Source organism: Belnapia mucosa (assembly GCF_016775475.1).
GTDB classification, from domain to species: Bacteria; Pseudomonadota; Alphaproteobacteria; order Acetobacterales; family Acetobacteraceae; genus Belnapia; species Belnapia mucosa.
The window spans coordinates 446,301-467,755 of sequence record NZ_JAEUXJ010000001.1 but is presented as its reverse complement, the minus strand read 5'-3'; the positions used below and the strand labels follow the sequence as shown (position 1 = coordinate 467,755).

Genomic DNA, 21,455 nt, shown 5'->3' with positions numbered 1-21,455 from the left:
CGGGCTCAGAGTATGGGGATGCGGGCCGCGAAAAACAAGAACATTTGGTAAACACGCCGAAATTCTCTGGCTGTCTCAGGCAGGTTGCCCGGCTGTTCCCAGCGCCGCCAGCAGCTCCGCCGGCGCATAGGGTTTGGCGAGGAAGCGGAACCCCTCCCCCGCCAGATCGGCCGCCAGCGCCGCTTCGGCATAGCCCGAGAGCAGCACGACCGGCAGGCTTGGCCAGCGCTGCCGCAGCCGCCGCGCCAGTTCCACCCCATCCATCCCCGGCATCGCCACATCGCTGACCAGCAGCGCCGGGGGCGGCGAATCCTCCAGCAGGTCGAGTGCTGCCTCGGCGCTTTCGGCCGGCAGCACCTCATGCCCGGCCCGGGCCAGCACCCGCTCGGCCAGGCGGCGCAGCGGCGCCTCATCCTCCACCAGCAGCAGCGGCCCCGACCCGGGCGCAGGGACTGCAGCCGGCGGCACGGCGGGCTGGTCGACCGGCCCCTCCTGCCGCGGCAGATGGATGCGAAAACAGGTCCCGACGCCGGGCGTGCTCTCGACCGCGATGCGGCCACCGGACTGCGCCACGATCCCCTGCACCGTCGCCAAGCCGAGCCCCGTTCCGCCCCGTTCCGGCCGGGTGGTGAAGAAAGGCTCGAACAGCCGCGGCAGCGCCTCGGGCGGGATGCCGCAGCCGGTGTCACGCACCTCCAGCACCGCATAGCGACCGGGGGGCAGGCTCGGATCCCCCTCCCCGAGCACCAGGGCATGGGTGGTGCCGATGGTCAGCACCCCACCTGCCAGCATCGCCTCCCGCGCATTGGCGGCAAGGTTCAGCAGCACCTGGTCGAGTTGCGCCGGATCGACCCGCACCCGCCGCCCCGGCTCCTCCAGGGCGAGGTCCAGCCTCACCCCCTCCCCCAGCAGCCGACGCAGTAGCGGCGCGAGGCCAGTGATGGCGGCGTTCAGCTCGATGATGCGCGGCTGCAGGCGCTGCTGCCGGGCAAAGGCGAGCAACTGCCCGACCAGCGCCGCCCCGCGCCGCGCCGCATCCTCCACCGCCGCCAGCTCCGTCGTCACGGCGGGGCCAGGGGCGGCGGCGCGCGCCGCTGCCGTGCCGCCCAGGATGATGCCGAGCAGGTTATTGAAATCATGCGCGATTCCGCCAGCGAGCCGGCCGATCACCTCGAGCCGGGCACCGGCCGCCAGCCGTGCCTCGGCCCGCCGCTCCGCCGTGCGGTCAAGGATGCGGAGCAGGCGCCGGCCGCCCAGGGGCAGCGTCTCGGCGGTTACGCTCCATTCGGCATCGGGCGGCGCCGCAGGATCGGCCGGATGGGCGCAGAGCGGCGCCGTGGCGCGGCCGGCGAGCAGCGCCTCCAGCCCCGGCCGGTCCGCCGGGGCCAGCAGCCGCGTTGCCGGCAGGCCCGGCCGCAATGCGAGCGCCGGCCCCGCCAGCCGGCCAAGCGCAGGGTTGGCGGCGAGAATGGCTCCCCCATGGTCCAGCAGCGCCATGCCATCCGGCGCGGCGGCGAAGAGCGTCCGGAAGGCCTCTGCCTCCCGCCCGCGGCGGAGCAGGCGCTCAGCCATGGCGCCGGCCCTGGAGCCGCCAGACATAGGCGATAATCTCTGCCACCGCCTGCCAGTGTTCGGCGGGGATCTCGGTATCCGGCTCCAACCGCCAGAGGGCACGGGCCAGGGGCGGATTCTCGACGATCGGCACGCCATGCTCGGCCGCCGCCGCCCGGATTCGCGCCGCCATAGCATCCACCCCCTTGGCCACCAGCCTTGGCGCACCGGAGGAACCCTGCGCATAGGCCAGAGCGACAGCGTAATGAGTCGGGTTCGTTACGACAACGGTTGCTTTCGGCACCGCGGCCAGCATCCGCCGCCGCGCCCGGGTTTCGCGCAGCCGCCGCAGCCGGCCCTTGATTTGCGGGTCGCCCTCGCTCTCGCGCAGTTCCTGCCGCAGATCCTCCCGGCTCATCCGCATCCGCCGCAGGAAGCGCCAGCGCACCCAGAGCAGATCGAGCAGCGCCAAGCCAGCCAAGGCCGCCAGCGCCACCGCCAGGAGCCGGAGCGCCTCCTCCCCCAGCACCCGCAGCAGCCCGCCTGGCGCGAGATGCGGCGCCTGCCGCAGCAGACCGAAATCGAGCGTGCCCCAGAGGGCCGCCCCGACCACCCCGAGCTTCACCAAGTTGCGGACCAGCTCGGCCAGCCCCTCCGGCCCCAGCAGTCGGCGCAGGGTGGCGAGGGGGCTGATCCGCTCCCATTGTGGCGCCAACGCTTCGGCCCGCAGGCGGAGCCCGGTCTGCGCCAGACTGGCCAGCACCCCCGCCAGGGCGACCAGGACCAGCACCGGCAAGAGGGCTAGGGCCGATTGCCGCAGCAGCGCGACGGCCATTCCCTCCTCCGGCCGTTCCAGCAGGGCGCGCAGCGCCCGTAGCCAATCGAGGCCCAGCGGCGGCAGGGTCAGGAAGCCCGCCATGGTCCCGGCGAGCAGGGTGGCGAAACCAATCGCCTCGCGCGAGACCGGCGACTGCCCCGCCTCTCGCGCCTGGTCGAGGCGCCGCTGGCTGGGGGCTTCCGTTCGGTCCTCAGCCGCCGAGTTCTCACCTTCCGCCATAGTTCAGCTTGGCAGGGTCAGCGAGTCGGCGGCCGCGGCGAGCCAGAGAGCAAGCAAGGCGGGCAGCAGCAGACCAAGCACCGTTAACCCGGCCAGGATCTGCGCCGGGGCAGCGAGGTTGAGCAGCTGGGTTTGCGGCGCCATCCGCGCCAGCAGCCCCAGCGCGACATGGCCCAGCACCGCCACCAGCAGCAGCGGCGCGGCCAACCGCAGCGCCAGCCCCAGGCTGTCCGCCACCGCCTGCGCCACCCGCCCGGCGCCGGCATCGGCTGGAAACGGCGCCCCGGGCGGCAGCAGAGCATAGCTTTCGGCCAGCGCCCGAAGCGGTAACGCATAGAGCCCGCTGGACAGCAGCAGCACCGCCGCCAGCAGGGTAAAAAGCCGCCCCGTCGCGGTGGATTGCGCGCCCAGCATTGGATCGGTCTGCAAGGGGCTGGCGAGGCCGATCAACAGCGCCGCCAATTGCCCCACCTGACCGAGTGCCAGCGCCACCAGTCGCGCCAGCAGACCGAGCCAGAGGCCGATCGCCGTCTCCACCAGGATCAGCCGCAGCAATTTCGGCACCGCATCCGGCAGAGACGGCAAGCCCGGCGCAATTCCCGGCAGCAGCAGCGCCACCAGCGCCAGCAGCAGGGCGAGGCGGATGCTGGCGGGGATATCCTGTTCCCCGAGGCCCGGCAGCAGCAGCAGCGCACCGCCGAGCCGCGCTACCAGCAGCATCGCCTGGAAAGCCAGCAGCGGCAGCGCCTCGGACGTCAAGGCGCCGCACCCACCGCCACCACCCGGTCGAACAACCCGACCGCGAAGCCACGCAGGCTGCCCGCCATGGCCGGGCCGAGCAGCAGCAGCACCACGGCGAGCGTGACCAGCTTCGGCAGGAAAGCCAGTGTCGGCTCCTGGACCTGCGTCAGCGCCTGCAGGATCGAGACGACAAGCCCCACCACCAGCAGGGCGCCCAGCGGCGGCGCAGCCAGCTGCACTGACATCCACAGCGCCTCCCGCACCGCCAGCACGGCCTCGTTCTCCATCGCGGCGGCCCTCCTAGATCGGCATCCGCATGATGTCCTGATAGGCGGAGACCACCCGGTCCCGGACCGCCACCGCGGTCTGCAAGGCGAGTTCGGCGCGCGAGACGGCAAGCACCACATCCGAGACGCTGCCCTGGCCGAGCAACGCCCCGGTGCTGGCCGCATCGGCGCTGTGCCCGATCTCCACCGCGCCTTCCACGGCGCGTTGCAACGCGGCGCCGAAGCCCGCGCCCTCGGCCGGCGCCTCCGGCGCCAGCGCCGCACGATAGGCGGCGGCAGCCTGCACCGGCGCGACGGCGGCCGGCATCAGCGCAGCGCCTCGATCGTGCGGGTCAGCATGCCGCGCGTCGTCTCCAGCACCGCGAGGTTGGCGCTGTAGCTGCGCTGCGCCTCGCGCACGTCCATCATCTCGATCAGACTGTCCACATTGGGCCGCTTCACATAGCCATCTGCATTCGCCGCCGGATGCGACGGATCATGGGTCTGCGGGAAATCGCCTGATGCGGTGCCGATCCTCCGCAGCTCCAACAACTCGACGCCCGCCGCGCGGTCGAGCCGGTTGGCGAAGGTGACGGTCTTCCGCCGATAGGGATCGGCGCCGGGCGAGCTGCCGGTGCTGTCCTGGTTGGCGATATTCTCGGCGACGACGCGCAGGCGCGTCGCCTGGGCCTGCATGCCGGCCGCCGAGATCCTGAGCGCACTATCGAGATCCATCCCATGCCTCCGTCATTGCTGCCGCCCGAGCGCGGTGCGGAATAGGCCGATCCAGCGGCGATAGAGGCCGGTGGCCAGTGCATGCGCGGTATCGGTATCGGCGACCTTCAGCGCCTCCCGGTCGAGGGAAACGCCATTGCCATTGGCGGCGCGCTCCGCCCCCCGCTCCGCCCGCGCCCGTGCCACGCCGGTGCGACCTTCCAGATGCGACCCGGCCGTGCGGGCCATCGCCATGGCGTCGGACAGGCTCTGCGCGAAGGCGCCGATATCGCGCGGCAGATAACCAGGCGTATCGGCATTGGCGATGTTCTGCGCCAGCACGCGCTGGCGTTCCTCGAGCCAGGCGATGCGGCGTTCCGCGAGGGCGATGGTCGGGCTGCGCGTCAGGTCCATGCCCGGCATGCTGGCCCGGGCTTTCCGAAGATTTGGTGAAGGCCGCGCGTCACGCTTCCTTAACCACGGTCCGTCGATCCTCCCGGGATGACGCAAACCCCGCTCGCCGCGATCGAGGCGCTGCACGACACCGTGCTGATGGCCCGCGCCCTCGCCTCGACCGGCCGGCGGATCGACCTGACTGGCCTCGATATCGAAACCGCCGCGCTATGCCAGGCCGTTGCGGGCCTACCTCGGGCCCGAGCCCGCCGGCTGCGCCCAGCGCTGGAGGCGCTGGCACAGGAGGTCGAGGGGCTGGCGGCGGCCCTGCCCCCACCCTGATCCCCCCAGCACAGGCAGGATGCCGCATGGTGATCGAAAGCGGAGACTGGTTTCAGGCGGGCGGCGCGTTGCTCGCAGTGCTGCTGATCCTGGCGCTGCTGGCGCGCGGGCTGCGCGCCGGCGGCCTGGCCGCCCGGCCCGGACGAAGGCTGGCGGTGCAGGAGGTGCTGGCGCTCGATTCGCGTCGCCGCGTGCTGCTGCTGCGCTGCGACGGTCGGGAGGCATTGCTTTTGACCGGCGGCGGACAGGATGCGCTGCTCGGCTGGCTGCCGCCAGCGGAGCCGGGTGCATGAGGCGCCTCCTCCTCGCTCTGCCGCTGGCCTTGTTGGCCCTGCCGGCGGCGGCGCAGAGCGTCAGCATCGATCTCGGCAGTGCCGGGGGTGCCGGCACCACCGCGCGGCTGGTGCAGGTGGCGGCGCTGATCGGCCTGCTCTCCCTCGCCCCCTCGCTACTGGTGATGGCCACCGCCTTCACGCGGATCGCCATCGTGCTCTCACTGTTGCGCAGCGCCATCGGCGCTCAGGGCGTGCCGCCGAATCCGGTGTTGATCGGCCTCGCCCTCTTCCTCACCCTCTTCGTCATGCAGCCGGCGCTGGAGGCGAGCTGGCGCGAGGGGTTGGCGCCGATGATGGAGGGTCGGATCTCCGAGCTCGACGGCATCGCCGCCAGCGCCGAGCCGTTCCGCCGCTTCATGGCGGCACAGGTGCGGGAGGGCGACCTCGCCCTCTTCACCGATCTCGCCCGGCTGCCGCCGGTGCCGGAAGGGGCGGCGCCGGATCAGCTGCCCTGGCGCGCGCTGCTGCCGGCCTTCCTGGTCGGGGAGCTGAAGCGCGCCTTCGAGATCGGCTTCCTGCTCTTCCTGCCCTTCCTCGTCATCGACATGGTGGTGGCGAGCCTGCTGATGTCGCTCGGCATGATGATGCTGCCGCCGAGCGTCGTCTCGCTGCCCTTCAAGCTGATCTTCTTCGTGCTCGTCGATGGCTGGCGGCTGGTGTCCGGCAGCCTGGTGCAGGGCTTCGCGAGCGGCTGAAGGCGCGCCTCAGCCCGCTGCGCCCGGCAGATGCTCGGCGATAAAGGGCGGCAGGTTGAAGGCGCCGACATGGATCTCCGGCGTCCAGTAGCGGGTTCGGCCGAGGATGCCGGCGGCCTGCGCCCGTTCCCGGATCTCGCCCACGGTCGCCGTCCGCAACCGCGCATCCTTCGCCGCCCAGCCCAGCGTCATGAAGCCGCCGACATAGGTCGGCACCGCGGCCACATAGGCGAAGACATCGGCGAAAGCCTTGGCGCGCCGAAGGCTCGTGTCACGCAACTCGTCAGATTGCATGAAAGGCACGCCGCACTGGTTCACCACCAGGCCGCGCTCGGTCAACAGCCGAGCGCAGTTGGCATAGAACTCGTCGGTGAACAGCACCTCGCCGACGCCGATCGGGTCGGTGCTGTCGACGATCACCACATCGAAGCTGGCATCCGGCGCCTGCCGGACATAATCGATGCCATCGCCGACGATCACCTCGGCCCGCTGGTCGGTCCAGGCCTCGCCGGCGATGCCGGGCAGGTGTTCCTTGGCAAGGCGGATCACCTCGCCATCAATCTCGACCATCACCGCCCGCTGGACGGTGTTGTGCTGCAGCACACGCCGCAGCACGCCGCCATCGCCGGCGCCGATGATCAGCACCCGCTTCGCCGCGCCATGCGCCAGAAGCGGCACATGGGTCAGCATCTCCTGGTAGACGAACTCATCCGCCTCGGTGATCTGCACCACGCCATCGAGCAGCATGACCCGGCCATGGGTCTCGCTCTCGAAGATCATGATGTCCTGAAATTCGCTCCGCACACGGGCCAGCTCCCGCACCACGCGGAAGCGCTGTCCCCAGGCGCTGTAGAGCGTCTCGTTCACCCACGAATCGGTCGTCATGGCATACCCCGATGACAGCGAAGGGGCGGGACCCTACGGCCCCGCCCCTTGCTGCGCATGCATGGTTTCGTGTCAGCCGATCAGGCCGCGCTTGTGCTCGGCAAGCTGGACGCGGCCCGGCATGAAACCGCGCTTCAGCACCGGGATCGCCTTGTACGGATTGCACTCGCCGCAGACGAAGATGTCGAGCGCAGCATAGTCCCGCTCGGGCCAGGTGTGGATGGAGACATGGCTTTCCGCCAGCACCAGCACACCGGACACACCACTGTTCGGGCCGAAATGGTGAAAATGCCCGTGCAGGATCGTCGCACCCGTGGCGATCGCCGCCTCGCGCAGCACCGCATCGATATGCTCCGGGTCCGCCAGATTGGTGGCGTCCCACAGATCAATGATCAGATGCGTGCCGGCGAATTTGACGCCGTCACGGGAAACAAAATAGTCCTTCCCCTCGCTCGCCGAGGTTTCAGAGTTCTGGGCTTCGCTCGGGGATAATTCCGAGACCATCCCCAGTTGGAGAAGAGCGTCCATCGGGCTCCTGTTCCCACCAGCAGATGACCAGGGTGATCGGGGATCGATCAGGTCAACGGGGCGCGCATATGGGGCATGGGGGGCAGGGACGCAAGCGAAAACCCACCCCATCGGCCGAAAAATTTGCCGCCCTCCCCCGCGCCCGACGCGGGACTTAGCGTGTGACCGGGCCGCCGGCCCGCAATGCCTCCAGCCGTGCCGGCATCGTCCGGAACAGGGAGAGCTCCCGCTGCAGTCGTGGCAGATCGGCGAGGCCGCGCAGCCGTTCCGCCGTCAGCAAGATGAAGCCGGCGGCGAGCGGACCGGGCGACAGGCGCGACGCCGATTCGGCGCGCAGCGTGGCGAGCGCGGCCTCATCGCCCGCCAGCACCAGCATCGCGGCCTGGCGTAGCAGCAATCGCTGCTGCGCCTCCGTGAGCGGCGCCGGCATGGCCGGCAGTGTATCCCGCAAATGCTGCGCGAAGGCAGCCGCGGCGCCGGCCCAGTCGCCGCGTTCGGCGAGAAGCTGCGCGAGCGCCTCCGCGCCCGCCACGCCGAGTGCGCGCAGCCGCGCCTCCGCCGCCTCGCCGCGGCCGAGCCGCACATCCGCCTGGGCCTGCAACAGGCTACGGGCCTCAAGCAGCGATGCTGGCAGTTCCGGCGTAGCGCTCGCCTCCAGTGCCGCCAACGCAGCCGTCGCATTGCCCTCGGCAAGCAGCAGCCCAGCTTGGCGCAGGCCGAGGGCGGCACGCCCCGGCCCGCCGCCCTGCACCGCCGCGCGGCCGAGCAGCGCCGCGGCCCGGTCACCGAGATCAAGCGCTGCGAGACGATCCGCCAACGCCAACAGTGCCGCTTCGCCCGCACTGCCCTCGGGCAGCCATGCGGGATAGGCATCAAAGAGCGCGACGGCGGCGAGCGGCGGCTCCTGCGCCAGCGCGGCGAGGAAGGCGGCACCGATCGCGGGCCGCAGCCGCGCCGCCTGGTCGGGAAACAGCGCCTCCGTCTCTCGCAGCAAAGCCAATGCGCCGCTGGCATCGCCCGAATCCCGCCGCAGCTCCGCCAGGCGCAGCCGCGCCGCGATCTCTTCTGCCTCGTCGCGCCAGGCGAAGAGCGTGGCGTCCAACGCCCGCGCCGCACCGGCGGCGTCCAGCTTCCCATTCGCCAGCCGCAGCTCCACCGCGCGGCGCAGTGCGCGGGCCCGGGCTGGCCGGTCGCGTCCGGCGGCGATGGTGTCATAGGCGGCCAGCGCCGCCTCCGCCTGGCCCTCCGCCTCGGCCAGCATGGCGCGCGGCAGGGCCAGGGTGGGCAGTGGCCCGGCGCGATCGAGCAATTGCCGCAGCGGATCGAGCGCCCCGGCCTCAGCCAATGCCAGCGCCGCCCGTGGCAGCAGCCGCGCCCGCAGCGCCTCGGGATAGTCGAAAAGCAGCGGCAGGGTGGCGGCGAAGCCAGGCGCCGCCCGGGCCGGTTCGCCCTCGGCCGCGGCCAGGGCGGCGCGCCAGAGCGTCACCTCGTCGGAGGCAGGCTGCGCATCGTTGCGCAGCGCCGCGGCCTGGGGCAGCCGGCCCGCCAGCAGCGCCGCGGCCGCGGTCAGCGCCGCGAGCGGCGCATCGCCGGCGGCACGGGGATCCTCCGTGCCGGCCAGATCCAGCATCGATTGCGCTTCCTGCGGCAGCCCGAGCGCCAGCAGCGTCTCCCCCGCCGCGCGGCGCAGCGGCAGACGCGTCAGTGGTGGCGCGGCAGCGATGCTGGCTTGCAGGGCGCGCAGCCGGTCGAGCAACTGCGCCGGCGGCAGATTCGGCAGGTCGAAGATCCGGGTCGGGGCCATGGCCGGCGCCGGGCCGACGGCGGCTGGGTCGAGCGCCAGCGCCTCGCCCGCACCAATCAGGAAGCGGCCCTCGCCGGCCCGCAGCGTCACCCGGTCGCTTCGCGCCAGCACAGCCAGGCCAAGCAGGGTCGGCGGCAGGTCCAGTTCCGGCAGGCGGCGCGCGGTGGGCTGGTGATCCGCCCCCGCCCGCACCGTGCCGACCAGCAGCGGCAACCCGCTCTCGGGATCGGTCAGCGGCACCACCCGGCCGGGCGTGGCGGCGCGCAGCAGCAGGCGGGAGGCGGCGCCGCCCTCGGCCTCGACTGGCATGGGCTGGCCAGCACCGGCGCCAGCCGGGTCGAGCACCCAACCCGCACCCTCCCTCCGCAGCAGCGGCGGCTCCGGCGCCAGCGGCAAGCGGAGCAGGGTGGCGCCCGGCAGGGCTTCCGCCTCGAGCGTCGCCAGCCCCGGGCGGGCCCGCAGCGCGGCCAGGTCGAGCGGCGCGGCGCTGTCGAACAGGGCGAGAAGCTGACCGCCGCGGCGCAGCACCGCGGCGCCGGTGCCTGGTGGGAAGGGCAGCGCGACCGGCCCGGGCCGGACCGCCCGCGGCGCCGAGGCAGCAGGCGGTTCGGTCGGGGCCGGCGCGGCAGCGACCACAGGCGCGGGTGCTGACGTGGCAGGCGGCGGCGCGGGCCGGGCCGCCTGAGCGGGCTGCGTCGGTGGTGGCGACTGCCCCTGCACTTGTCCTTGGGCCGGCGCCGGATCGAGCGCATCCACCACCACCTTCGGCCCCACCCGAAAGATGCGTGTCCGCGCCCCGGGCCGCAGCGCGATGCGGATCGCCTCGCCTTCCGCCGTCACGCCGAGCACGTTGCGTGGCGGCCGCCGCGCCCCGGCGAGGTCGATGGCGCTGCCGGGCGGGAAGCGCAGCACGACCGCGCCCTCCGCCTGTTCGGCCTGATAGCCGGGCGGGGCGGGCCAGTCGAAGACCACCCGGCCATGGTTGGGATGATTGCCGACGCGTATGCCGACCGCCCCTTCCGCCCCGGCCGCGGCCGGAGCGAGCAGTAGCCCGAGCAGGAGCAGCGGAGTCCCGCGCATCAATCGAAGCTCGCCAGCAAGGCGTCGATCTCCGCCTGGGAGGAGGCGGTGCCCGGCAGCTGCGGGCCATTGGCCAGTTCCTCACCCTCGGTGCGAGAGGCAGCCGGCGCCTCCTCCGGTTCCGGTTGCCGGTCGCGGCCGAAGCTCTGCGTCACCGCCGCCACCCGCCGCTCGATCGATTTCAGCGCTGCCACCACCTTGCCGATGCGCTGGCCGGTAATGTCCTGGAAGCTGCAGGCCTCGTAGATGCGGGTCACCGCGCCCGAGAGGGCTTCGGCATCCTCGCCGGCCAGCCGCGCCTGCAACCCTTCCAGAACCTCGCAGCTGTCGAGGATCTCATTGGTCGCGGCGGCGGTGTGGCTCACCACCGCATCCAGCTCATCCGTCGCGGTCGGGATGTGGCTGGCATTGATGTCGTCGACGCGCAGGGCGGCGATCTCGCTCTTCGCCCGCGCCACCTCGCGCCCCAGCGCCTCCAACTCGCCAAGGAGCGCGGCCTCGGTGACGGTGAGGTCGCCTGAAAGGGTGCCGAGCACGGCGCGCACCGCCGCCTCGATCCGGTCGCCGCCGGTCTCGCCGTCAGGCATGCCCGAGAACCTTCTCGATCTTGCCGCGCAACGTCTCGGCGTTGAAGGGCTTGACGATGTAGTTGGAAACGCCCGCCGCCTTGGCCGCGACCACATTCTCGGTCTTGCTTTCGGCGGTGATCATGATGAAGGGCGTCTCCTTCAACCGCGCATCCGCCCGCACTTCCTTCAGCAGGTCGAGGCCCGTCATCGGCTGCATGTTCCAGTCGCTGATGACTAGGCCGAACTGGCCGGCGCGCAGCTTGGCCAGCGCCTCCTGCCCGTCAGAGGCTTCCTCGACATTGTCGAATTCCAGCTGCTTCAACAGGTTGCGGATGATGCGCAGCATCGTCTTGTAGTCGTCGACGATCAGCACGTGGGTGTTCTTGTCCATCGCCATCCTCGGCCTGGGTTGCGGTTCGGTCCTCGTTCACTCCGCCGGCCGGGCGCGCAGCCGGGCCAGTTCCGCGGTCAGCAGCCGGGCACGATCGGGCTTCATCGCGCCGAGCACCGGGGCCGCCTTCGCCTCCCGCATCCGGTCCACCAGCTGGACCAGAACGGGCATCTCCAGCTCCTCGAGGATCGCCGCCGCCTCGCGCGGCCGCATGCCCTCGTAGAGCTTCACCATCTGCCGCCAGCCTGCCTCCTCGCGCTCGGAGCGGCTGCGCTCGGCAGCCTCCAGCCTGGCCTGCAGGGCGGCCAGTTCCTCGATCCGCTCGGCGAGGCGGCGTTCGGCGGCGGCCAGCACCATCTCCCGCGCGGCGAGCGTCGCATCGCGTTCCTCCAGAACAATGCGGCGGGCGCGCAGCCCCTCGAGGAGGGCACGTTCGGCACGCTGCTCGGGGCTCGGCTCCGGCGGGGCCGCTGGCGCAGGGGGCGGCGCAGGCGCTGCGACGGGGGTCGGCGGCGGGGCTGGGCTGCTCGCCTGGGCCGGCGCCAGCGCCACCATGCCCGGCAGCAGCGCGGCCAGCTTCGCGAGCAGCAGGAAGCCGGTGGCGGCCAAGGCCGCGGGCAACAGGCGGGGCCGCATCAGCCGCCTCCCCGGGCCTGGGCGAGGCCCTGGCTCAGCGCCCGCAGCAGGTCCCGCTCCGCCTGGCTCTGCGCCGGCAGTGCGGCCAGGGCCGGCTCCGGCGCCGCCATCGGCCGCGCGGCGCGGACCAGGCCGTCCAGCCGGTCGGCCAGCCCCTCGGCGCGTTCCGCCAGGTAGCGCAGGTCATCCCGCACCGGCTCGGCCGCAGCCAGCCGCTCGGCGACTTGCCGGCCTGCTGCCTCGGCGGTGGCGCGCAGCCGGAGCGCGGCGGCCTCCGCCATCCGGGTGGCTTCGCCCAGGCCGGCGGCGCTCGCCTCCAGCGCCGCGCGGTCGCGCCGCACCGCGGCCAGGCCGCGTTCCAGGCGCAGGATGCAGGGAATCGCCGCCAGCAGCAGGGCAATGAGCAGGAGCTGCGCGGCCCATTCATAGAGGCTCATGGCTCAGTCCTCCGGGCCGCGGAGTTCGCGCAGGATGCGCACGGCCAGCCGGTTCTCGCGCCGCCCCAGCTCCGCCTCGAACATCGGCACATCGCCGCAGCGCAGCCGCACCGGCGCGCCGGGCGCGGTGTTCAGCGTGATCCGGTCGCCGCGCTGGAGCGACATGACCGAGGCGAGCGGCATGGTCTGCTCGTCGAGCACGACATCCATCGACATCTCGGTATGCCGCAGCTCTTCGGCGAGATGGGTCTCCCAGATGCTGTCGCGGCCGAAGCGCTCGCCCATGAATTGCTGCAGCAGCAGCTCGCGGATCGGCTCCAGCGTCGCATAGGGCAGCAGCAGCTCGATCTTGCCGCCGCGATCCTCCATATCGACCCGCAGACGCGACAGGATGCAGGCATTGGAGAGGCGGGAGACGGCGGCGAAGCGCGGGTTGACCTCCAGCCGCTCGAAGCGGAAATGCGCCGGCGAGAGCGGGCTGAAGGCATCCGAGAGATCGGCCAGCACCACCGCGATCAGCCGCTCGACCAGGGTGCGTTCGATGGTGGTGTAGGGCCGGCCCTCGATCCGCATCGCCGCGGTGCCGCGCCGGCCGCCGAGCAGGACATCGACCACCGAATAGATCAGCGCGCTGTCCACCACGATCAGCCCGTAATTGTCCCACTCCTCCACCTTGAAGACCGCCAGCATGGCGGGCAGCGGCACGCTGTTCAGGTAGTCGCCGAAGCGCAGCGAGACGATGCTGTCGATCGAGACCTCGACATTGTCGCTGGTGAAATTCCGCAGCGTGGTGGACATGATCCGCACCAGCCGGTCGAAAATGATCTCCAGCATCGGCAGGCGTTCGTAGGAAACGAGGCCGGCGCTGACGATGCGCTGGATGCCGGACTGGTCCTCCTGCTGCTCCGGCCCGCCGCCGAAGCCGAGCAGGCTATCGATCTCCTGCTGGTTCAGCACCCGGGTCGAATCCGGCGCGGTCGGCGGCGGCGCGGCGGCCTCCGCCTCCATCGCCTCGCCCCAGGCGGCGGCGAGATCCTCGTCCTCGCTCACTGGACCAGCAGCTCGATGAAGAGGATGTCGGTGGCCCGGGCCGGGGCCATGGCCAGGTTGGCGCGGACCAGCAACTCCTCGCGCAGGCGCTGGGTGCCGGTGCTGCCGCGCAGCTCCTCGGGTCGCATCTCCCGCAGATAGGTGGTGAAGAGATCCTGCAGCCGTGGCAGAGCCGCCTGGGCGGCTGCGGCGTCCTCGGGCCGCGCCAGCTCGAGCTTGCTGCGCAGCTTTACAAAAGCGCTGCGCCGGCCGGCGCCGCCGAGATTGGCAACCGTATCCGGCATATCGAAATAGGCGGCCGGGCGCGGCGCTGGGGCGGCGGGCGCCGCCTCGGCATGGGTCTCGGCCGGCGCGGCATGGCCGAAGGGAAGCAGGCCAGCGAACCAGGCACCGGCACCGGCCACGCCGAGCAGCAGCGGCAGTGCGAGCAGCAGCAGCTTCCGCTTGCCCTTGCCCTTGCCGCCTCCTTCCGCCGGCTTCGCCTCCGCCGCCATGCGCCGCCCCTTCCCGTCATTGCCGATGCCGGGACTCTGCGCCGCCAGGACTTAAGGAAGCCTTGCGAGGCAGGATGCGCCGCGCCCCCGGCAAAGCCTGCCGCCCGCGGCAATCCGCGCCGGGCTGCACCGCCTCTTGGGCTGGCATGGCGGTTGCCGAAGCCAGGCCATGGCGCCGCCGCGCGGCCGCCGAGGAGACCGCCATGGACCAGCCCGGCACCATCCTGCTCTCGCGTCTCAGCAGCCAGCTCCGCGCCACCCAGGTGATGGCCAACAACATCGCCAATGCCGATACGCCAGGCTTCCGCGCCGAACGCCCGGTCTTCGCCAGCCATATGGTCCGTGCCGGCAGCAGGGGCGAGCTCGCCTATGCGGTGGATCGCGCCACCTGGCGCAGCATGGCGCCCGGGCCGCTCGCCACCACCGGCAACCCGCTCGACCTGGCGCTTCGCGGCGATGGCTTCTTCGCCATCGAGACGCCGCGCGGCGAGCGCTACACCCGCGCCGGCCGTTTCACCCTGGACGCCACCGGACGGCTCACCGATTCGGACGGCAATACCGTGCTCAGCGCCGATGGCACGTCGCTGACCTTCGCCCCCGGCGATACGCGGATCGAGGTGCTGGGTGATGGCAGCGTCCGCTCCGAGAACGGCCCGGTCGGCCAGCTCCGCATCGTCGGCTTTGCCGATCCGCAGCGTTTGCGGCCCGAGGGCGCGCGGCTCTTCGCCGCCACCGATCCGCCGCAGCCGCTGGCACGGCCACAGGTGGTCCAGGGCGCGGTCGAAGGCAGCAACGTCTCCCCCATCGCCGAGATCACCGGCCTGACCGAGGAGGTCCGGGACTTCCAATTCGCCGCCCAATTCGCCGAACGCGAGGCCGACCGCCAGCAGAGCGCGATCGACCGCATCCTCCGCCGCCGCAATTAAAGGAACCGCGCATGCGCGCCCTGCAGATCGCCTCCACCGGCATGATGGCCCAGCAGACGAATGTCGAGGTCATCTCAAACAACATCGCCAATATGAGCACGACCGGCTTCAAGCGCCGACGGGCGGAATTCCAGGACCTGCTGTATCAGAATATGCGCCGCGTCGGTTCGCAGAGCTCGGAGAACGGCTCGATCCTGCCGGCGGGGGCGCAGATCGGCCTCGGCGTGAAGACCGCGGCCATCTACCGCATCGGTGAGCAAGGGAGCCTGTCGCAGACCGACAACCGCTTCGACCTCGCCATCCGCGGCAACGGCTTCTTCCAGGTACAGCTTCCCTCCGGCGAGACCGCCTATACGCGGGACGGCACCTTCGGCCTCTCGGCCGAGGGCCAGATCGTGACCGCCGAGGGCTTTCCCGTGCTGCCCGCCGTCACCATCCCGGCTGCCGCGGTCGATGTCACCATCAATGCCGCGGGCGAGGTGCTGGCCAAGCTCGACGGCCAGACGGCGCCGCAGAATGTCGGGCAGATCCAGACCGCGATCTTTGCCAATGAGGGCGGGCTGGAAGCGGTCGGCGATAACATGCTGCTGGCGACGCCGGCCTCCGGCCAGGCGCAGCTCGCCGCCGCCGGGCAGCCCGGCCATGGCCAGATCATGCAGGGCTTCATCGAGACCAGCAACGTGAACGTCGTGCAGGAGATCACCCAACTCATCACCGCCCAGCGCGCCTATGAGATGAACAGCAAGGTCATCACCGCGGGCGACGAGATGCTCTCCACCCTCTCGCGGATGCGCTGACCATGCGCGCGCTACTGCTGCCCCTGCTGCTGCTCGCTGACCCGGCCGCGGCACAGACCCTCATCCAGGCCCGGCCGCAGGTGGTGCTGGAGGAGCCGGTGCTCCGCCTCGGCGATGTCTTCGAGGGCGCCGGCCCGCAAACGGCCCGGCCGATCGGCACCGCCCCCGCGCCCGGCCAGAGGCTGGTGCTGGAAGCGGCGCAGCTCCAGGCCCTGGCTCGCGCCCATGGCCTCGCCTGGCGCCCCGCCTCGCCCTATGAGCGGGTTGTGCTGGAACGGCCCGGCCGCGCCCTGGCCCGCGAGGAGATCGAGGCGGTGCTGCGCGGCGAGTTGCTGCGCCTCGGCCTCGACCCGGAGGCGGAGCTGGAGCTCGGCCCCCTTGCCTCGCCTATGGTGCCGCCCGGCGCGCCGCCGCGCCTTGGCCTCGAAGGCGCGGGCTTCGACCTGGCGACCGGCCGCTTCGCTGCTACCCTCTCGGTGCTGGCCGAGGGCATGGCGCCGCTCCGCCTCCGCCTCGCCAGCCGCGCGGTGGCGACCGCGCCGGCGCTGGCCGCCACCCGCCGCCTGCTGCCCGGCGAGGTGATCCGTCCCGGCGATCTTCGCCCGCTGCGGCTGCGGGCCGAACGGCTCCGCCCCGGCCTCGCCGAGCGGCCGGATCAGGTGATCGGCCAGCAACTCCATCGCGCGGTGGCGGCGGGGGCACCGCTGGCGCTGGCCGATCTCGGCCCGCCCACCCTTATCGAGAAGAATGCTCTGGTGACCATGCTGGTCGAGGCACCGGGCCTCTCCCTCGCCGCCCAGGGGCGGGCGCTGGAGGCCGCGCCGCGGGGCGGGCTGGTACCGGTGATGAATCTCGCCAGCCGCAGCGTGGTGGAGGGCGAGGTGGTCGGGCCCGGCCGCGTCCGCGTCGCCATGGGCGCCACGCCGCTGCGGGCGCCGTGATGCGCGCCGCCCTCCTCCTCCTCCCCCTGGCGCTGGCGGGTTGCGGCTCGCTCGAGCGCCTGTCGCGGGTCGGGCGGGTGCCGGAGACCTCGGCGGTCCGCGACCCGACCGCCGATCCCGCCTGGCGCCCGGTCTCCATGCCGATGCCCCAGGCGCAGGAGGCGACGGCGGTGGCCAATAGTCTCTGGCGCCCGGGCAGCCGCACATTCCTGCGGGACCAGCGGGCGGCGCAGGTCGGCGATCTCGTCACCATCCTGGTCGGCATCGCGGATGACGCGCAGCTGCAGAACCGCACCCAGCGGACGCGCAATGGGACGGACAGCCTCGGCATTCCGCAGATCTTCGGCATGCAGACGCGCTGGCTGCCGCGCGGCGCCGATCCCGCCAGCCTGCTCGATTCCAAGGGTGGCCAGACCAGCGATGGCAACGGCACGGTGAAGCGGGGGGAAACGGTCAATCTCCGCCTCGCCGCGACCGTCACCCAGGTGCTGCCCAACGGCAACCTCGTCGTCTCCGGCCGGCAGGAGATGCGGGTCAGCGCCGAGCTGCGGGAGCTCTCGGTGCAGGGGGTGATCCGCCCGGAGGACATCGCCAGCGACAACACCATCCGTCACGACCGGCTGGCCGAGGCGCGCATCACCTATGGCGGCCGCGGCAGCCTCTCGGACCTGCAGCAGCCGCGCTACGGCCAGCAGCTCATGGATGCGCTGCTGCCATTTTAAGCGCAGCGCCCAGCGTCTCAAACAGACGTGGGTCGGAGGAGCGGGCGGCGTTGAAGCGGAAATGCCGGCTGGCGCCGCGGTCGGGCCGGAACAGATCGCCGCGGGCCAGCAGCAGCCCGTGGTCCAGCGCGGCGCGGTGCAGCGCCTCCGGCTCGCAGCCCGGCGGCAGTCCGGCCCAGAGAAAGAGGCCCGGCTCCCCCTCCGCCGCCAGGCCGAAGCCGAGGGATTGCAGCCGCGTCACCGCCCCGGCCCGCGCTGCGGCCAGCTTCGGCCGCAGCCGGTCCAGCCAGCGGCGATACTGGCCGGACGCCAGCAGCTCGGCCAGCAGCGCCTCCACCAGCGGCGGCAGGGCCGGCGAGGTGAGCAGCTTCGCCCCATGCAGCGCCTCGATCACCGGCCGCTCGGCGGCGATGAAGCCGATCCGCGTCGCCGGGCCGACGATCTTGGTGAAGGAGGACAGGTAGATCAGCCGCTGCCCGCCCGCGAGATGCAGCAGCCGCACCGGATGGCCGGGATGCAGGTCGGCATAGGTGTCGTCCTCCACCAGCAGCAGCCCATGCCGCTCGGCGATCAGCAGCAGCCGGTGCAGCGTGGCCGGCGAGGCAGTCCAGCCAGTCGGGTTGTGCAGCACGCTCTGGACGAGAAAAAGCTTGGGCCGGTGCTGCCGGCAGGCGGCCTCCACCGCGTCCAGATCCGGCCCCTCCGGGTGCATCGGAATCGGATGCAGGCCGATGCCATGGCGCTCCAACATGGTGTAGAATTTGAAATAGCCCGGGTCCTCGGCCAGTACGCAGTCGCCGGGCTGGATCTGGGTGCGGATGATGAGGTCGAGCGCCTGGGTCCCGCCATGGGTCAGCAGGATGCAATCCGGCGAGACCGGCATGGACTGGCTGGCAAGGCGGAGCGCGATCTGCTCGCGCAGCGCCGGGTCACCGCGGGCGGTGCCGTCGCAGGCCAGCAGCTCCGGCATGCGCCGCTGCACCCGCGCCAGCACGGCGGCCGGCCAGGCATCGCGCAGCCAGGCCTCGGGCAGGTAGCCATTGCCCGGCTTCCACAGCGCCGGCGGGCCGGAGTTGCGCAGGCTCACCGCCTCGTCGCCCAGGTCGGGATCGCCCCCGCTGCCGGCAGGCGCCGGGCCAAGCGTGGCGACGAAGGTCCCGGCACCGGGCCGCGGCGCCACCAGGCCGAGCGCGCCCAGCCGGTCATAGGCCTCGACCACCGAATGCACGCTGCAGCCGAGCCGCCCGGCCAATGCCCGGACCGAGGGCAGGCGCAGCCCCGCCGCCAAACTCCCGCCGCGGATCATGGCGCCGATCTGCTCGACGATCTGTTCCACCACCGGCTGCGAGCGGTCGAGCCGGAGGGTGGCGAGGCTGGCGGGCAAGGTGGCCGACATGCTGCCAGCCTGAGGCCCGGACGGCGGAATCGCAAGGAACACCGGCCCGTACGGCGCCGTCACTGTGCCGGCGGCCGAGCAGTACAGTTTGCGGGCGTTTCGGTCGGGCGTGCCGGGACCGGGCGGCCATCCAGGGGCATCCTGCCACCGTCCCCAACCGGGAGAACGGAGCCATGCAGACCGCCCTTCGCACGACCGCCCTCGCCCTTCCCGCCAGCCTCACCCGCCGCCCGCTGCGCTTCCGGGTCGCGACCTGGCTGCGGCTCGGCTGGGCCCGTCGCCGCGAGCGGCAATATCTGGTCGAGATGGATCACCGGATGCTGCGCGATATCGGCCTCACCCGCCATGATGCGCGGGCGGAGGCGCGGAAACACTGGTGGGAGGTGTAGCGCCCTACTTGCCCTTGGGCGGCGGCGGCTCGGTCGCCGCCACGCTCGGCCGCGCCAAGTGGTGCGTCAGGTAGTGCGTCAGCGCCGGCAGACCGGCCATGATCGCCCCGGCCTCCGGCAGCCGCGCCAGGTAGTAGAGGATCGGCAGTAGGTTCGCATCCGCGAGCGTGAAGGCGCCGCCCACCAGATGCCCGGTCGGCGCCACGCTGCGGTCGAGGAATTCCAGCTGTTCCCGCAGGCCGGGCAGCGCCGCCTGCACCGCCGCTTGGTCCGGACCGCCATCCGGCGTGCCGGGGAAGACATGGGCATAAAGGTAGCGGCGGATGCAGAGCGGATCGATGGTGGTGTTCACCACCGAGATCCATTGCTCCACCAGCGCCCCCGCCACCAGCTCCTCCGGGATCAGCTTCGGGCCGGGGAAGGCGCGGTCGATATAGGTGCAGATCGCCTTGCTCTCATAGAGCACGAGATCGCCATGCCGCATCGCCGGGATCTTGCCGAAGGGGTGCAGCGCCCGCATCTCCGGCGTGCCCGGCCAGCCGCGGGTATGGGTGTAGGGCACGCCCTTCTCGACGCAGGCGATGCGGCAGGTCCAGACATAGGTGCTGCGCGCCACGCCGATGATCTCGAGCCCTGCCATCGCGTTCTTCCTGTCCTGCTGTAGGATGCCCCGATGTGCGGACGATACTTCCAGCAGCGCGGCCCCGCCTATGTCGCGCGCTATTTCGAGACGGTGAATCCCGTCCCCAACACGCCGCCGAGCTGGAACCGCGCCCCGACCCAGGATGCGCTGGTGGTCCGCCGCCATCCGGAAACCGGCGCCCGCCATCTCGACCCGCTGCGTTGGGGGCTGGTGCCGCGCTGGGCGAGCGATCCCTCGGTCGGCAGCAAGATGATCAATGCCCGGTCGGAGGGGATCACGGAGAAGCCCTCCTTCCGCGAAGCCTTCCGCAAGCGCCGCTGCCTCGTCACCGCCGACGGCTTCTACGAATGGCGCACCGAGGGCAAGGCGAAGCAGGCCTTCGCCATCGCCCTCGCGGGCGGGGAGCCGATGGCCCTGGCCGGGCTCTGGGAGGGCTGGCGCGCGTCGGATGGTAGCATCCTCCGCACCTGCACCATCGTCACCGGCGAGGCGAATGAGAAGCTCTCGGCCATGCATCACCGCATGCCGATGATCCTGCCGCGCGAGGCCTGGCCGGCTTGGCTCGGCGAGGAGGCGGCCGAGCCTGAGGCGCTGCTCGCGCTCCTCAGGCCCTGGCCGGCGGAGGGGGTCCTCGCCTGGCCCGTCTCCAGCCGGGTGAACAAGGTGGCGGAGAACGACGCCGGCCTGCTGAGCCGCGACCCTTTCGCCGTGCCGCCGGCGGGCCTCGACGACCCGCCGCCGGAGTTCAGAGAGTGACGACCGGGTCGCGTGCCGCCAGCCGCCCGAGCAGGTAGTCCACCTCCGCCCGCGTCTCGGCCGAGAGCTTCGGCCCCGGCGCCCGCAGCGCGTCGGAAGCGATGATACCCCGCCGCATCAGCATGTATTTCCGCACGGCGAGGCCGAGGCCCGGCTGCAATTCGGTGCGGATCAGCGGCAGGTGCAGGTCGAACAGGTCCTGCGCCGCATCGCGCTGCCCCTTCGCCATCAGCTCGCAGACCCGCACCAGCATCTCCGGCACGCCATAGCCGGTCATGATGCCATCCGCACCGCGCGCCAGCTCCTCGGGCAGGAACTGCCCGCCGAGCCCGCCCAGGATGCTGACCCGCCGCATCCGCCCCTCGGCCGAGAGCCGGCGCATCGCGGTGATCTTGTCGAGCCCCGGCCAGTCCTCGGCCTTCACCATGACGAGGCGCGGGTCCTCGGCCATCCGCCGGATCATGTCCACCGACATAAAAATGCCGTTCGCCTGCGGATAGTCCTGCAGCACATAGGGCGCGTCGCCGACCACCTCGGAGGCCTGGGCGATGTAGGAGACGACCGCTTCATCCCCTTTGAGGCCCGGCGTCGGCGCGATCATCACCCCTGCCGCGCCGGCCTCCATGGCGCTGCGCGACAGCGCCCGCATGCTGGCGAAGCCCGGCGAGGAAACGCCGACCACCACCGGCACCCGGCCATCCACGCATCGCAGCACGCGGGCGGTGAACTCTACCGCCTCCGCCGCATCCAGCTTCGGCGCCTCCCCCATGATGCCGAGGATGGTGAGGCCGCTGGCGCCGGCGGCCAAATAGGCCTCGACCATCCGGTCGGTGCTGGCGAGGTCGAGCGCGCCATCCGGCGTGAAGGGCGTCGGCGCGATGACGAAGACGCCCTTGGCATTGACATCGAGTTGCATG

Annotated in this window: 28 protein-coding genes; 9 read left to right on the top strand and 19 right to left on the bottom strand. The window is 71.9% G+C overall.

Annotation, left to right across the window (positions count from 1 at the left end):
• Positions 1-75 precede the first annotated feature (75 nt).
• From JMJ55_RS02270 to JMJ55_RS02240, 7 genes are read right to left on the bottom strand one after another with little or no spacing between them, the layout of a single operon-like run.
• The gene (locus tag JMJ55_RS02270; RefSeq protein ID WP_202823858.1) at positions 76-1,572 is read right to left on the bottom strand and encodes an ATP-binding protein; all 1,497 of its coding nucleotides are present in this window, start codon (positions 1,570-1,572) and stop codon (positions 76-78) included.
• A complete protein-coding gene (locus JMJ55_RS02265) occupies positions 1,565-2,608 on the bottom strand; it encodes an EscU/YscU/HrcU family type III secretion system export apparatus switch protein (RefSeq protein WP_202823857.1) in 1,044 nt (347 codons plus the stop codon). The genes JMJ55_RS02270 and JMJ55_RS02265 overlap by 8 nt, the downstream gene beginning before the upstream one ends.
• 3 nt (positions 2,609-2,611) lie before the next feature.
• A complete protein-coding gene (locus tag JMJ55_RS02260; RefSeq protein ID WP_236033317.1) occupies positions 2,612-3,367 on the bottom strand; it encodes a flagellar biosynthetic protein FliR in 756 nt (251 codons plus the stop codon).
• Entirely contained in the window at positions 3,364-3,636 is a 273-nt protein-coding gene (locus JMJ55_RS02255; protein WP_202823856.1) for a flagellar biosynthetic protein FliQ, read from the bottom strand. The genes JMJ55_RS02260 and JMJ55_RS02255 overlap by 4 nt, the downstream gene beginning before the upstream one ends.
• Before the next feature lie 13 nt (positions 3,637-3,649).
• On the bottom strand, positions 3,650-3,943 hold the full coding sequence (locus JMJ55_RS02250; protein WP_202823855.1) for a flagellar hook-basal body complex protein FliE: 294 nt from the start codon (positions 3,941-3,943) through the stop codon (positions 3,650-3,652).
• Positions 3,943-4,350 carry a flagellar basal body rod protein FlgC gene (gene flgC / locus JMJ55_RS02245; protein ID WP_202823854.1) on the bottom strand — a complete coding sequence of 136 codons (408 nt, stop codon included), beginning with the start codon at positions 4,348-4,350 and terminating at the stop codon, positions 3,943-3,945. The genes JMJ55_RS02250 and flgC overlap by 1 nt, the downstream gene beginning before the upstream one ends.
• 12 nt (positions 4,351-4,362) lie before the next feature.
• Positions 4,363-4,743 carry a flagellar basal body rod protein FlgB gene (locus tag JMJ55_RS02240; RefSeq protein WP_202823853.1) on the bottom strand — a complete coding sequence of 127 codons (381 nt, stop codon included), beginning with the start codon at positions 4,741-4,743 and terminating at the stop codon, positions 4,363-4,365.
• 87 nt (positions 4,744-4,830) lie between these two features.
• Between JMJ55_RS02240 and JMJ55_RS02235 the strand changes: the two genes are divergently transcribed.
• Genes JMJ55_RS02235 through fliP form a run of 3 tightly spaced genes read left to right on the top strand, consistent with a single transcriptional unit; the run spans position 4,831 to position 6,094 of the window.
• Positions 4,831-5,064, top strand: a complete 234-nt coding sequence (locus JMJ55_RS02235) for a hypothetical protein (RefSeq protein WP_202823852.1) — start codon at positions 4,831-4,833, stop codon at positions 5,062-5,064.
• A 26-nt stretch (positions 5,065-5,090) separates the two neighbouring features.
• Positions 5,091-5,357: a flagellar biosynthetic protein FliO gene (locus JMJ55_RS02230; RefSeq protein ID WP_202823851.1), complete on the top strand. Its 267-nt coding sequence runs from the start codon at positions 5,091-5,093 to the stop codon at positions 5,355-5,357.
• Complete coding sequence (gene fliP / locus JMJ55_RS02225; RefSeq protein ID WP_202823850.1) at positions 5,354-6,094, top strand: flagellar type III secretion system pore protein FliP; 741 nt, start codon at positions 5,354-5,356, stop codon at positions 6,092-6,094. The genes JMJ55_RS02230 and fliP overlap by 4 nt, the downstream gene beginning before the upstream one ends.
• A gap of 9 nt (positions 6,095-6,103) precedes the next feature.
• Here the strand turns inward: fliP and speE are convergent, their stop codons facing one another.
• From speE to JMJ55_RS02180, 9 genes are all read right to left on the bottom strand, one after another.
• Positions 6,104-6,979 (bottom strand): polyamine aminopropyltransferase, encoded by an 876-nt coding sequence (speE, locus tag JMJ55_RS02220; protein ID WP_202823849.1) that lies wholly within the window; start codon positions 6,977-6,979, stop codon positions 6,104-6,106.
• Between the two features lie 72 nt (positions 6,980-7,051).
• Positions 7,052-7,507 carry an adenosylmethionine decarboxylase gene (gene speD / locus JMJ55_RS02215; protein WP_202823848.1) on the bottom strand — a complete coding sequence of 152 codons (456 nt, stop codon included), beginning with the start codon at positions 7,505-7,507 and terminating at the stop codon, positions 7,052-7,054.
• Between the two features lie 154 nt (positions 7,508-7,661).
• Complete coding sequence (locus JMJ55_RS02210) at positions 7,662-10,391, bottom strand: hypothetical protein (RefSeq protein WP_202823847.1); 2,730 nt, start codon at positions 10,389-10,391, stop codon at positions 7,662-7,664.
• Complete coding sequence (locus tag JMJ55_RS02205; RefSeq protein WP_202823846.1) at positions 10,391-10,978, bottom strand: protein phosphatase CheZ; 588 nt, start codon at positions 10,976-10,978, stop codon at positions 10,391-10,393. The genes JMJ55_RS02210 and JMJ55_RS02205 overlap by 1 nt, the downstream gene beginning before the upstream one ends.
• The gene (locus JMJ55_RS02200) at positions 10,971-11,351 is read right to left on the bottom strand and encodes a chemotaxis response regulator CheY (protein WP_456237064.1); all 381 of its coding nucleotides are present in this window, start codon (positions 11,349-11,351) and stop codon (positions 10,971-10,973) included. The genes JMJ55_RS02205 and JMJ55_RS02200 overlap by 8 nt, the downstream gene beginning before the upstream one ends.
• Positions 11,352-11,387: 36 nt before the next feature.
• A complete protein-coding gene (locus JMJ55_RS31500; RefSeq protein ID WP_202823844.1) occupies positions 11,388-11,987 on the bottom strand; it encodes a MotE family protein in 600 nt (199 codons plus the stop codon).
• Positions 11,987-12,424 (bottom strand): DUF6468 domain-containing protein, encoded by a 438-nt coding sequence (locus JMJ55_RS02190; RefSeq protein WP_202823843.1) that lies wholly within the window; start codon positions 12,422-12,424, stop codon positions 11,987-11,989. Before JMJ55_RS02190 ends, JMJ55_RS31500 begins: the two co-directional genes overlap by 1 nt.
• A gap of 3 nt (positions 12,425-12,427) precedes the next feature.
• On the bottom strand, positions 12,428-13,474 hold the full coding sequence (gene fliM / locus JMJ55_RS02185; protein WP_456237063.1) for a flagellar motor switch protein FliM: 1,047 nt from the start codon (positions 13,472-13,474) through the stop codon (positions 12,428-12,430).
• Positions 13,471-13,968 (bottom strand): flagellar basal body-associated FliL family protein, encoded by a 498-nt coding sequence (locus tag JMJ55_RS02180; protein WP_202823842.1) that lies wholly within the window; start codon positions 13,966-13,968, stop codon positions 13,471-13,473. The genes fliM and JMJ55_RS02180 overlap by 4 nt, the downstream gene beginning before the upstream one ends.
• 203 nt (positions 13,969-14,171) lie before the next feature.
• On the opposite strand from JMJ55_RS02180, the gene JMJ55_RS02175 reads away from it, so the two are divergent.
• Genes JMJ55_RS02175 through flgH form a run of 4 tightly spaced genes read left to right on the top strand, consistent with a single transcriptional unit; the run spans position 14,172 to position 17,354 of the window.
• Positions 14,172-14,894 carry a flagellar hook-basal body complex protein gene (locus JMJ55_RS02175; protein ID WP_202823841.1) on the top strand — a complete coding sequence of 241 codons (723 nt, stop codon included), beginning with the start codon at positions 14,172-14,174 and terminating at the stop codon, positions 14,892-14,894.
• A gap of 11 nt (positions 14,895-14,905) precedes the next feature.
• Positions 14,906-15,691, top strand: coding sequence for a flagellar basal-body rod protein FlgG (gene flgG / locus JMJ55_RS02170; protein ID WP_202823840.1), 786 nt, complete (start codon positions 14,906-14,908; stop codon positions 15,689-15,691).
• 2 nt (positions 15,692-15,693) lie between these two features.
• A complete protein-coding gene (flgA, locus tag JMJ55_RS02165; protein ID WP_202823839.1) occupies positions 15,694-16,632 on the top strand; it encodes a flagellar basal body P-ring formation chaperone FlgA in 939 nt (312 codons plus the stop codon).
• Positions 16,632-17,354 (top strand): flagellar basal body L-ring protein FlgH, encoded by a 723-nt coding sequence (gene flgH, locus JMJ55_RS02160; protein ID WP_202823838.1) that lies wholly within the window; start codon positions 16,632-16,634, stop codon positions 17,352-17,354. Before flgA ends, flgH begins: the two co-directional genes overlap by 1 nt.
• On the opposite strand, the gene JMJ55_RS02155 is transcribed toward flgH, so the two are convergent.
• Positions 17,329-18,750: an aminotransferase-like domain-containing protein gene (locus JMJ55_RS02155; RefSeq protein ID WP_202823837.1), complete on the bottom strand. Its 1,422-nt coding sequence runs from the start codon at positions 18,748-18,750 to the stop codon at positions 17,329-17,331. The genes flgH and JMJ55_RS02155 overlap by 26 nt on opposite strands.
• A 173-nt stretch (positions 18,751-18,923) precedes the next feature.
• Here JMJ55_RS02155 and JMJ55_RS02150 point away from each other — a divergent pair, with 173 nt between their 5' ends.
• Positions 18,924-19,139, top strand: coding sequence for a DUF1127 domain-containing protein (locus JMJ55_RS02150; RefSeq protein WP_202823836.1), 216 nt, complete (start codon positions 18,924-18,926; stop codon positions 19,137-19,139).
• Positions 19,140-19,143: 4 nt separating this feature from the next.
• Here the strand turns inward: JMJ55_RS02150 and JMJ55_RS02145 are convergent, their stop codons facing one another.
• Positions 19,144-19,779 (bottom strand): glutathione S-transferase family protein, encoded by a 636-nt coding sequence (locus JMJ55_RS02145; protein ID WP_202823835.1) that lies wholly within the window; start codon positions 19,777-19,779, stop codon positions 19,144-19,146.
• 33 nt (positions 19,780-19,812) lie between these two features.
• Here JMJ55_RS02145 and JMJ55_RS02140 point away from each other — a divergent pair, with 33 nt between their 5' ends.
• On the top strand, positions 19,813-20,538 hold the full coding sequence (locus JMJ55_RS02140; RefSeq protein WP_202823834.1) for an SOS response-associated peptidase: 726 nt from the start codon (positions 19,813-19,815) through the stop codon (positions 20,536-20,538).
• On the opposite strand, the gene JMJ55_RS02135 is transcribed toward JMJ55_RS02140, so the two are convergent.
• A complete protein-coding gene (locus JMJ55_RS02135) occupies positions 20,528-21,454 on the bottom strand; it encodes a dihydrodipicolinate synthase family protein (protein ID WP_202823833.1) in 927 nt (308 codons plus the stop codon). The two genes, JMJ55_RS02140 and JMJ55_RS02135, sit on opposite strands and share 11 nt — an antisense overlap.
• Position 21,455 lies beyond the last annotated feature (1 nt).